Raw genomic sequence first — 10,442 nt, 5'->3', positions numbered from 1 at the left:
GAATAGTTCCCGCCTGGTCCACATCGCGAACATTGGCGACAATCCCGACATACGAGCTGCTATGTCCCAAACACCGGACTGGAGGCCCGGAATTCCCTCGATAGGGTTGGACCATGGACCGTGACGGGGTGGAACGCCTGCTCGACGAGGCCGGAGTCGACGGCAGACGGCTCAGGCACGCCCTGACCCTCCTCTGCGACGGCCAGTGGTGGACCCTGTCCGACCTGGTCAGGGAGTCGGCAACGGCCCGGCGGACGATCGAGGCACTACTGCGCGAGGTCCCGCTGGAGCACTCCGGCGACAGGTTCCGGGTGCCGCTCACGCATTCGCCGGATTTCCAGGACCTGCTGGCTGTAGCCCCGCCCCCGGCCGACCCGGTCGCCTACCTGCTCCCCCACTACACGCACGTGCTCGACCGGCTGCGCCGCCTCATCGACGAGGCGCCGCGCTCCCGCCACGCGCTGGACCACGTGGCCGCCACCCCCGACACCGTGCTGCGCCGGGCGCTGCTGCTCGGCGCCCGCTTCTGGCTGCGGGGCGCGAAGCTGCTGTTCGTGGGCGACCACGACCTCACCTCGCTGGCCGTCAAACTGGTCCACCCCGAGGCCGAGGTCACCGTGGTCGACATAGACGAGCGCATCCTGGCCTATCTGGACGCCCAGGATCTCGGCGTACGGACCCGGTGGGCCGATCTGCGGCTGTCGCTGCCGCCGTCGGCCCGCGACCACGACCTGGCCGTCACCGACCCGCCGTACACACCGGAGGGCGTCGGGCTGTTCGTGGCGCGCGCGATCGAGGGGCTCAAGGACGATGGGCGGGTGCTGCTGGCGTACGGGGCGAGCGAGCGCACTCCGATGCTCGCCCTGAAGGTGCAGAACTCCCTCTCCGCCCTCAACCTCGCATATGACGCTATTTACCCAGATTTCAACAGATATTTCGGGGCGGAAGCCATCGGCTCCGCCGCCGACCTCTACGTCCTGCGTCCCACCACCAAGACCCGTCCCGCCGTCACCGCCCGCCTCGACCGCCTGACCACCGCCATCTACACCCAGGGCCCCCAGTCGATCGAGTCCACCGGCTCCTCGGCGGCCGACAGCTCCTCGGCGGCCGACGCCGACCTGCTGGTGGGTGACTGGCCGAAGGAGCTGCCGCAGCCCCGGGTGAAGCTGTCCACGTGGCTGGCCAAGCCCTACGCCGCCGCCGTGGAGCGGGTGGCGATCGCGCTGCCCGTCGGTCTGGAGGCCGCGCTCCCGCGCCTCCTGCTGGCCACGCGAGCCGCCCACGTGCGGGTCCTGCTGTCCGCGCCGGCCCCTCTCCCGGATGTCCTGGGGTCCGTCTACGAGCTGACGTCCGACGGCGGCGTCCTGGAGGCCGTACGACTCCCGCAGCCGATCGGCGACGAGGCCGGGGTGCTGCGGCGGATCCTCGACAACGGGCACGGCAAACTGGCCAACACCTGGCGCGAGGGGCTCATCGCGGTGGCCCGCTCACAGGGCACCACCCTCACCAAGAACGACGCCCGCGCCCTCATCCGGCAGGCGGCGCCCTGGGCCGAGGCCGTCACGCCGCTGGAGACGCCCCTCCACCGCCTCGCCGACCTCCCCACCACGGTCTCCGCCACGGTCACGGCCCTGTCCAAGACCACCTGACCGGCCGGAACGGTGGGCGCGTCAGGTCGCGTCGACCACGCGCTTCTGGATGATGTGCCCGAGCCCGTCGAGGGCGACCAGCTGCGACACCAGGTCCCCCGTTTCCCCTGGCCGCACCGGCCCCACCCACGCGACGGTGACGTAATGGCCGAGCGCCCTGGCCTGCGCGCGGCTGCGTACGGCGTCGAAGGGGACCGCCTGCCGGACGAACCCGTCCTTGGACAGCGCCTTCACCAGCGCGTCGGCGGCCCGCCCGTCGGTGAGGTTGAAGATGACGAACTGCCCCGCCCCCGAGTCGCCCGTGTACGTGGCCCGCAGCGCCTGCGTGCAGCCCGCCGCCGAGGCGCCCCAGAGGGCGTCGTCGCAGTCCGCGAGCTGCTCGGCCGAGACGCGGCGCAATCCGCCGAGCGTCGCCGTGTCGGGGGTGAACACCTCGTCCACGGTCAGCGGAGCCGCGTCGCGCTGCCGGGAGTCGATGAGGGAGTAGAGCGCCGAGGTCGGCTCGCCCCGGAAGGTGGACGGCCGGGCCTCGGGCCGCAGGAACAACAGCCAGCCCGCGACGGCGAGCACCGCCACCAGGGCCACGCCCAGCGGGATCATGACGCGGGCGCGCATCATGACGTCGGCCCGGTGACCGAGACGACCCGGCGGTAGACGGCCTTCTCGGCCCCCCGAAGCGTCAGCGAGAGCGAGACGAAGTCGTCCTTGGGCGTCGGGGCGGCGCCGTCGGCCCGGCCGATCCAGACCAGCCCGACGTAGTGGCCCAAGGCGTAGCCCCCTCCCTCGGTGTGGGCTCCCGGCGGGAAGGCGGTCTTGCCGGAGCCGACCGGGCTCGTCCAGCCGCCCCGGTAGAGCGTCTTGAGCGATTCGACCAGCTCGCCAGCGGCCTTGCCGTCGCGCAGGTTGAGCAGGGTGTACTGGCCCACGTAGCGGCCGTCCGGGGTGGTGTAGACACCGCGGGCCGCCTGGCTGCACTCGGCGCCGGCGACCAGGTCGAGGAGTTCGGGGCCCCAGACGGCGGCCGAGCAGTCGGTGTCGAGCTTGCTGCCGGCCAGCTTGAGAGTGAGTTTCTTCTCACCGGTGAGCGTCTTCTGCCCGAAGACCTCCTTCTCGGTGAGCGGTGTGCGGTCCTTGGCCCGGTCGGCGATCGGATCGAACAGCTTGGGCGAGGCCCAGCTGTGATAGGTCTCCGGCAGCGCCGCGTCGGCCTGCACGATGGCGGCGCCGCGGCGTTGTTCGGGGGTGTACTGGCCCAGCGAGTTGACGAAGGCGACCAGGGCGAACGCCGCGGCCAGCACCCCCACCGCCGACACGATGATCACCAGGAGCTTCTGTTTCTTGGGGTCCATCCCCAAGTCGGTGAGCAGGGGGAACTGCCAGTCGGAGCGCGCGGGGCGCCGGCGCTTGCGGGTCGCCGTTCTGGAGGCCATCACAGCCCACCCGCCCCGATCAGGTTGCCCAGCCCGAACGTGAGCCCGGCCGCCACCACGCCGACGATCAGCTGCCGCAGCCCGGAGTACAGCCAGGAACGCGCGGTCACCGTGGAGACCAGCGCCCCCGCCCCGAACAGCGCCAGGCACGAGATGACCGCCGACACCCACAGGCTCGTCACGCCGATCAGGTACGGCACGAGCGGCAGGAGCGCGCCCACGCTGAAGGACAGGAACGACGAGCCCGCGGCCACCTTGGGCGAGGGCAGGTCGTGCAGGTCGACGCCGAGCTCGCTCTGGGCGTGGACCTCCAGGGCCTCGGCGGGGTTCTCGGAGATCTGCCTGGCCACCTCGGCGGCCAGGTCCGGCGCCACGCCTCTGGCGATGAATACCTGGGCGAGCTCTTCCTGCTCGGCCTCGGGGTGGCGTTCGAGCTCGCGGCGCTCGACGGCGATCTCGGCCAGGGCCAGCTCGCGCTGGCTGGCCACGGAGACGTATTCGCCACCGGCCATCGAGAAGGCACCCGCCGCCAGGCCCGCGATGCCCGCCAGGGCGATGACCTTGGTGTCACCGGTGCCGCCCGCGACACCGGCGATGAGCGCGAAGTTGGACACCAGGCCGTCCATCGCGCCGAACACCGACGGCCGCAGCCAGCCGCCGGTGACGTCACGGTGCTGGTGGTGCTGCTCCGCGCCCCCGCTCATCTGGAGTTCTTCTCCTGCTGAACGACCTCGGGGGTCTCCCCCTGCTCCGCGGTCGCGTCACCCTCGCGGGCGTCGTCCTCGCGGGCCTCGTCCTCGCTGGCGGACTCCTCAGGTACGGACTCCTCGCGTACGGACTCCTCCTTCGGCGCGACGTCCTCAGCGACCACCGCGGGGTCCGGAGCATCCGCACGTACGACCTCAGGATCCGGGGCGTCTTCCGGCGCCTTGTCCGCTTGCCCGGCCTCCGCAGCGGCGTCTGAATCAGCAGCGGTGTCGCCCGCCGAGTCGGCCTGGTCGACCCCGTGGGCCGGATCCGGGCCGCTCGCAGCGGCCTCCCGCACCTCGGCCGGGAGGATGAACTCCTCGCTGTCCTTGTTGCGGGTCAGCCAGAAGTAGGCCAGCGCCCCGATGAACACCACGATCGACGTCCACTGGTTCAGCCGAAGCCCCAGGAGCGTCACCGCGTGGTCCACCCCACCGACGGGGTCGATCCGCAGCCCCTCGATCCAGAACCGTCCGAGCGTGTAGCCGGCGACATAGAGGGCGAACAGCCGCCCATGATGCAGCGCGAACCGCTTTCCCGCCCAGAGCAGGACGAAGCCCAGCAGGACATCCCAGATCGACTCGTACAGGAACGTCGGGTGGTAAAGCACCCCCGGCTCGCCCCCGTGCAGCTGGTCGATCTCGAGCCCCCACGGCAGCGTCGTCGGCCCGCCGTACAGCTCCTGGTTGAACCAGTTGCCCCAGCGGCCGATCGCCTGCGCGAAGATGATGCCGGGCGCCACCGTGTCGGCCACCGCGCTGAGGGACAGGCCGCGCCTCCGGCAGGCCAGCCAGACGCCGACGCCGCCGAGCGCGACCGCGCCCCAGATGCCCAGCCCGCCTTCCCAGATGAACAGGGCCTGGTAGGGCTTCTTGATCGCGCGGTCGCCGAAGTAGGTCTGCCAGTCGGTGATGACGTGGTAGAGGCGTCCGCCGATGAGGCCGAAGATCACCGCGGGCACGGAGATATCGATGATCGTGCCCGCCTGGCCGCCGCGGGCGCGCCAGCGGCGCTCGCTCAGCCAGACGGCGAAGATGACGCCGAGCACGATGCACAGGGCATAGGCCCGGATCGGCACGAATCCGAGATACCAGACCCCTTGAGAAGGGCTGGGAATCGAGGCAAGGGGCATGTCAGGTGAGGGTAGCGGAAGCGGGACTACTTGGCCGCCTTCGTGACCGCATCGCGAAGATCCTTTGGTGCGAAGACGACCTTGTTGTCCAGGGCCGTACCGTTGAGCTTGACGGTCGGCGTGCCGCTCAGCTTCTGCTCCTTCATGACCTTGGCGCTGTAGTCGAGCTGGGCCTGCACGTTCTTCTGGCCGGTGATGCAGGTGTCGATGCCCGCCCCCGTGGCCCCGGCCTGCTTAGCCCAGTCCACCATCTGGTCGGTCTTGAAGCCCTCGACCGTCTCACTGGGCTGGTTCTTGTAGAGCAGGTCGTGGAAGGCGATCCATTGCTTGCCGTCGGACAGGCAGCGGGCGGCGGCGCCGGCGCGCAGGGAGTTGGATTTCGTCGGATCGGTACTGAAGATCGTGATGGGGTGGTAGACGACCTTGGCCTTGCCCTCGGCCGCGAGGTTCCTGAACGTGCTGCCGCTCACCTCCTCCATCTGCTTGCAGGCGGGACACTGGAAGTCTTCGAAGATGTCGACGACGGGCTTGGTGACGCCGCTCTGGGCCATGGTGACCGATCCGTCGGGGTTCACCGTGGTCGGCGGAAGCTGGCCGCCGGCCTGCTCCGCCTGCGACGTGCTGGCGGCGTACCAGACGCCGAGCCCGACCGCCGCCACCGCGACCGCGCTCACGGTCGCGTAGGTGACGGCCTTTCTGCGCCGCTCCCGCACGCGGTCGGCGGCCTGCTGCGCCTTGATCTTCTCCCGCGCGGACTTCGCACGGTCCCCCTTGCTCATTGGTCGATCCCCTCTTGTTCATCATGTCCGCGCTCGCCGCCCGCCAACCCGAGCGCCGAGTCGAGCGCGAAACGTCCCGGTGGGAAGCGCACGATCCAGGCGCCGAGCACCACGAGACCGAAGTCGCGCAGAATGTCGAGCAGGTAGGCCGGCTGCTCCCCCGCCCCGAGCTGTCCGCCTCCCCCGAAGCAGCCGCAGTCGATCCGCAGGCCGTGCGCCCACGCCCAGGCGATGCCGAAGACGAAGGCGAACATGAGCAGCCCACCGATCACTCCGGCCACCCTGGTCAGCAGCCCGACGACCAGCAGCACACCGATCACGATCTCCAGGATCGGCAGGCCGTAGCCCACGGTCGTGGCGAGCGAGTCGGGCAGCAGCTCGTAAGCCTTGACCGCCACGACGGAGTCGGACGGATTGCCGATCTTCAGCCACCCGGCCACGATCAGCACCCCGCCCAGGACAAGCCGGGCAACGGTCGTCACCCAGAGTACCGCCGTCCGAGCGTTAAGTGACTGTTTCGACGCGACCACGGCTAGGGCTCCTCTTTCTCTGCGCTGGAAAGCGCACAGTATCGGGAACCCATCTGACCACGCCCGGGATAAGACTCGGTTAAGAGGGTTTTCCCGCGCACGGGCCGTACGCGCTGCTCACGGCGTCGCGGCGAGCAGCCGCGACGCACCGAGCGCCCATGGCGAACGAACCCGACCGACCGCTAACGGCAAAAGCCGCAGAGGCCGCAGAGGCCGCAGACGAGCCTGACCGACCGCTAACCGCAGAGACCGGCGACGAACCCGTGAGACCGCTAGCCGCAGGCGAACTTGGCGGCGCCCCAGTCCGCGTGGTCGTTGCCGTTGCCGTCGCCGCCGTCGCCCGCCACGAGGTCCACGTACCGGGCGCCGGTGAGGTCGGCGGTCAGCTCGTAGGCCGGATCGGCGGCTCGCAGCACCGGGCTGTGTGCCTTGACCACCCCGTCGGCGACCACGCTGTACTCCACGGACCCCCTGGTGGCCTGGACGTCGTCCACGCCGACGGAGGCTGTGAAGGCCGTACACCGGCCGCCGAGGTAGAAACGGACGTCGGCGGGCGCGTGCGTGCCCAGCCCCTTGGCGAACGTCTGGCCGCCGATCACGATCGGCGTGCCGTCGGCCGCGCCGAGGTCGCCGTTGGACCGGTCGCGCTCGACCGGCCCCCAGCCGTTGACCGCGCTGACCCACTCCAGGTCGCTCGCCCAGGCCTCCGCGGTGGGTGGCGGCGGCAGCGTCCGTACGGTCGTCACCGCGCCGATCGACTTGGCGGCTCCCGCCGCCGTGTAGGCGGCGTCGGCCTTCAGCTCGTAGGTGTCATAGGGCGCGTTCGCGGGCGGCGTCACCTTCCAGATGGTCACCAGCTTGCCGCCAGGCTCTACGGTGCCGGTCCCGTCCCCGGTGACGGTCCAGCCCTCGGGTACGGTCAGCGTCACCTTGACGTCCTGGGCCGCCACGTCCTCCAGGTTGACGAACGTGGTGGTGACCTCGGAGGCCGCGCCCTGCTCGAACGCGGGCGTCGCGGGCACCACGTCCAGCGACGCGCACGCCTGGGCCTCGGGGTCCTTCCCCAGGTCCTTGACGGCGAAGTCGTCGAGGACGAAATCGGCCCCGGCCTGCTCGGGCAGCAGCGAGCGGAGCCCGACCCAGACGTCGCCGCAGCCCGCGACCACCCGCTCGGCGAACCTGCCGGTGGTCCGCCGCTCCGGCACCGGCGTCCGCCGGGTCTCCACGCTGGAGGTGCCCTTGTCGTAGCCGGTCACCCAGGCGTAGGCGTCCGCCAGGGCACTCTGGTAGCCGAACGACACCTCGTAGGCGTGTCCCGGCTCGAACCGTACGGTCTGCGGCACGGTCCGGTAGACCAGTCCCTGCCGCTCCTCGTGCGCCTTGAGCGACCAGTCGCCGTTGATCACGTCGTCTACGGTCTTGCCGTTCCACCCAGCCTGTGTGTACGGCTCGTGCCGCTCCGACAGATGCGTACGCGCGTCGAACGCGCCACCGGCGTCACCCTTGACGAACGGGCCCCATCCCGGCTCGGCGGACTCGAACGTCTCGGTCCGACCCGCCGGATCGCTCCTGATGAGCCGTACGTCGTCCACCCGCACCTTCGCCGCACCGGCGGCGGCCGTGATCCGCAGCGTGACGGAGTCGCGCGGCGCGGTGAAGGCGACCTTGACGCGCTGGAAGTAGGTGTCGTGCTTCTCGTCGGAGGCGATGTAGTTCTTGGCGGTCGAGCGCTGGATCGTCGCCTTCCGGCCATCGGCCTCCAGCGTGGTCTGTCTTGCCTGCCCGGGTTCGACCTCGACGAACGCCGAGGCGGTGTAGGTGCGGCCGGGCTGGAGGCCGGTCAGCCGCTGCTCCAGCCGGGCCTGCGGACCGCCGCCGAGCAGCGCCATGCGCTGGCCGCGCTCGTTCTTCTGGACGCTCACCGGGCCGGTGACCTGCCAGTCGCGCAGTCCGTCGCCGTTGAAGCCGGGATCGCGGACGCCGCTCCCCTCGCCCCAGCGGGGGTCGGCCTGGGCGGGCGCCTTGCCGGGGTAGAGCACGTACGGCACGCCCGCCTCGGCCCGCAGGGTGATCTTGCCGTCGGCCGGAGTGGCGACGCCCACCCGGACCCGGCCCTGGTCGGTGAGCTTGTAGACGGTCATCGGCCGGGCGGCGTCCCAGGTGGTGGTGCCGCCGGCCGGGTTGTAGTGGTAGTACTTGCCCGCCCACGGCAGCAGGTACGTGGTGCCGTCGAGCACCTTGTGACCGCCCGCGAACAGCTGGCGCCGGCCGTCTGCCACCTTGCCGCGCACGCCTCCGGTGAAGACGATCTCGTCGGGGTTCCAGTCGGTGATCTGGTAGTGCTGCAGGAACTTGGCCGGCAGGTTGTGTTCCCAGATGTTGCGGTAGAAGGCGGTGAAGTCGTTCTGCGCGGTCCAGCCCTCGAACTCGACGATGCGGGCGTTGCCCAGGATGGGGTGGGCGTTCCAGACGTCCTTCTCGCCGTTGCGGATGAACCGGATGATCTGCGAGTTCAGTCCCTTGTTGGTGGCTCCGCCGTAGTTGAGGTCGTTGGCCCAGTGCGACCACAGCGACGAGCGCTCCAGCTTGTCGGCCCATTCGGTGGCCACCTGCCAGCCCTGTCCGCGCAGCTCGGTGAGCAGGCGGTCGGCCACCCAGCCGTGCGGGCGGTACACGTCCACGTACAGGAGGGCCAGGTTCCTGTCGGTCTGGGCGCGCAGCCGCTGCAGCCGTTTGGCGAGGGTTCCTCTGGTCAGGTCGCCGCGCTGGTCGATCAGGTACGACTGGTCGAGCCAGTTCCAGCCCTTGGTGTCCTTGTTGACGAGCTGCTCGCTGAAGCTCTTCGCCTCGGGGTAGGACTCGGTGGCGTTGACGTGCACGCCGAACGTCGCGTTCCAGTCCTTGCCGGTCTTGAGCAGCGTGTTGAGGTCGGCCAGGCCGCCGGCGCGCTTGTTGTAGTTGCCGCCGTAGTCGGGGTGGGCCGAGTCGTGGCCCTCCGACTGGTACCCCTTGAGCAGGGCCAGCTGGCCCAGGCCGTCGGTGGCCAGCGAGATCCGCTTGACGTCGTCGAGGGTGCGCAGGAACGGGTGGGTGGCCTGGCTGGAGAAGTTGAACGGGATGTGCGCGATCACCCGGTCCTTGGTCTCGTCCGCGCCGGGTGCCTTGACGCCGATGCTCCTGAACGCGACGGCGCCGTCCTGCCAGTCGAGGCCGCCGTCGCCGTTGGCGTCGGGGGTGACCACGACCTTGGCCCACGGCAGGTCCTCGGTGAAGGGCGCGCCGGTGCCCCGGTAGGTCCACTGACCGCTCCACACGCCGACCCTGATCCGGCCGCCGTCCTCCTGCCTGGCCTGGTGCCAGAAGCGGGCCGCGTCCTTGTCGGTGACGCCTGAGGGGCGGTCGTAGGTGGAGTTCGACTCGACCGCGGCGGCCAGGGCGCCGGTGTTGACGATGGCGTACGAGGCGCCGATCGGGGCGGCGTCGGGCGCCGTCCCCGGGGTGACGGCGGCGAAGACGTCGGCCGTACGGGTGGAGTTGGGGTCGAGCCTGGTGAACGCGGTCGCGGCGCCCGGCTGGTCGCTGCTCACCGACACCAGATCGTGTCCTGGCAGGTCGATGGTGTTGACCCGGAACGCCTCGGTGTCGGAGACCGCGTCGATCGCGAAGGTCGTCACCCGGTCCTTGACGCGGATGCTGGCGTCCAGCGTGACGCCCGCCTCGAAGGTCAGCCGGTAGCGGGCGGACGCGCCGTCGGTGCCGCGCAGCGCGACCGTGGCCTCGTACGGCGTGCCGTTCAGCACCACGCCGGGCACGGCGGTGCTGCCGTCGAGTACGGCGCCGCTCGCCTTGTCGGTGTAGCGCAGGATCCTCGGGAAGGCCGGGTCGAGGTCGACGGCCAGTTGCCCGGAGGAGATCCTGACGGGCTCGGCCACGGTGGTGGGCTCGGGGGCCAGGTTCTGCTGCGTGGGAGGCGGGGGCGTGGGACCGGTGGTCGGCTGGTCGGGCGAGGACAGCTCGTAGGTGGGCGTCGGCTCCGGGGTGGGCCCCGCGCCTGGCACGGACGTCGCCGGCACTCGCGTGGCTTGTGCGGGGGCGGCCAGGGCGACGACCGATAAGGCGAGGACGGCGGCGGCTACGAAGGTACCGGGACTCCGACGCATATATGTCCTTTCACA

At 70.6% G+C, this 10,442-nt stretch carries 8 protein-coding genes; 1 reads left to right on the top strand and 7 read right to left on the bottom strand.

Translation table 11 applies throughout. The features are described 5' to 3' along the window. Positions 1-113 precede the first annotated feature (113 nt). Entirely contained in the window at positions 114-1,649 is a 1,536-nt protein-coding gene (locus ACGFJ2_RS25845; RefSeq protein WP_393472247.1) for a bis-aminopropyl spermidine synthase family protein, read from the top strand. Positions 1,650-1,670: 21 nt separating this feature from the next. Here the strand turns inward: ACGFJ2_RS25845 and ACGFJ2_RS25840 are convergent, their stop codons facing one another. The 7 genes from ACGFJ2_RS25840 to ACGFJ2_RS25810 all read right to left on the bottom strand — a co-directional run bounded on the left by ACGFJ2_RS25840 (position 1,671) and on the right by ACGFJ2_RS25810 (position 10,427). Then, on the bottom strand, positions 1,671-2,249 hold the full coding sequence (locus ACGFJ2_RS25840) for a hypothetical protein (protein ID WP_393472244.1): 579 nt from the start codon (positions 2,247-2,249) through the stop codon (positions 1,671-1,673). Between the two features lie 14 nt (positions 2,250-2,263). Continuing rightward, positions 2,264-3,079, bottom strand: coding sequence for a hypothetical protein (locus ACGFJ2_RS25835; protein ID WP_393472241.1), 816 nt, complete (start codon positions 3,077-3,079; stop codon positions 2,264-2,266). Next, a complete protein-coding gene (locus ACGFJ2_RS25830; protein ID WP_357945529.1) occupies positions 3,079-3,783 on the bottom strand; it encodes a VIT1/CCC1 transporter family protein in 705 nt (234 codons plus the stop codon). The genes ACGFJ2_RS25835 and ACGFJ2_RS25830 overlap by 1 nt, the downstream gene beginning before the upstream one ends. After that, positions 3,780-4,958, bottom strand: a complete 1,179-nt coding sequence (lgt, locus tag ACGFJ2_RS25825) for a prolipoprotein diacylglyceryl transferase (RefSeq protein WP_393472238.1) — start codon at positions 4,956-4,958, stop codon at positions 3,780-3,782. The genes ACGFJ2_RS25830 and lgt overlap by 4 nt, the downstream gene beginning before the upstream one ends. Before the next feature lie 26 nt (positions 4,959-4,984). Then, positions 4,985-5,737: a thioredoxin domain-containing protein gene (locus tag ACGFJ2_RS25820; protein WP_357945525.1), complete on the bottom strand. Its 753-nt coding sequence runs from the start codon at positions 5,735-5,737 to the stop codon at positions 4,985-4,987. Further along, complete coding sequence (locus ACGFJ2_RS25815; protein WP_357945522.1) at positions 5,734-6,219, bottom strand: DoxX family protein; 486 nt, start codon at positions 6,217-6,219, stop codon at positions 5,734-5,736. Before ACGFJ2_RS25815 ends, ACGFJ2_RS25820 begins: the two co-directional genes overlap by 4 nt. Before the next feature lie 320 nt (positions 6,220-6,539). Then, on the bottom strand, positions 6,540-10,427 hold the full coding sequence (locus ACGFJ2_RS25810) for an endo-alpha-N-acetylgalactosaminidase family protein (RefSeq protein WP_393472233.1): 3,888 nt from the start codon (positions 10,425-10,427) through the stop codon (positions 6,540-6,542). Positions 10,428-10,442: the final 15 nt, after the last annotated feature.

This window comes from Nonomuraea sp. NPDC049028, assembly GCF_043197735.1.
GTDB lineage: Bacteria > Actinomycetota > Actinomycetes > Streptosporangiales > Streptosporangiaceae > Nonomuraea.
Note: the sequence above shows the minus strand (reverse complement) of the source record. Positions and strands in the feature narration are given on the sequence as shown.

What these genes read in the sequence shown, in the direction of transcription:
- ACGFJ2_RS25840 (WP_393472244.1), bottom strand. Translation starts at nt 2,249, where the DNA reads ATGATCCCGCTGGGCGTGGCCCTGGTGGCGGTGCTCGCCGTCGCGGGC.
- ACGFJ2_RS25820 (WP_357945525.1), bottom strand. Translation starts at nt 5,737, where the DNA reads ATGAGCAAGGGGGACCGTGCGAAGTCCGCGCGGGAGAAGATCAAGGCG.
- lgt (WP_393472238.1), bottom strand. Translation starts at nt 4,958, where the DNA reads ATGCCCCTTGCCTCGATTCCCAGCCCTTCTCAAGGGGTCTGGTATCTC.
- ACGFJ2_RS25835 (WP_393472241.1), bottom strand. Translation starts at nt 3,079, where the DNA reads ATGGCCTCCAGAACGGCGACCCGCAAGCGCCGGCGCCCCGCGCGCTCC.
- ACGFJ2_RS25810 (WP_393472233.1), bottom strand. Translation starts at nt 10,427, where the DNA reads ATGCGTCGGAGTCCCGGTACCTTCGTAGCCGCCGCCGTCCTCGCCTTA.
- ACGFJ2_RS25845 (WP_393472247.1), top strand. Translation starts at nt 114, where the DNA reads ATGGACCGTGACGGGGTGGAACGCCTGCTCGACGAGGCCGGAGTCGAC.
- ACGFJ2_RS25830 (WP_357945529.1), bottom strand. Translation starts at nt 3,783, where the DNA reads ATGAGCGGGGGCGCGGAGCAGCACCACCAGCACCGTGACGTCACCGGC.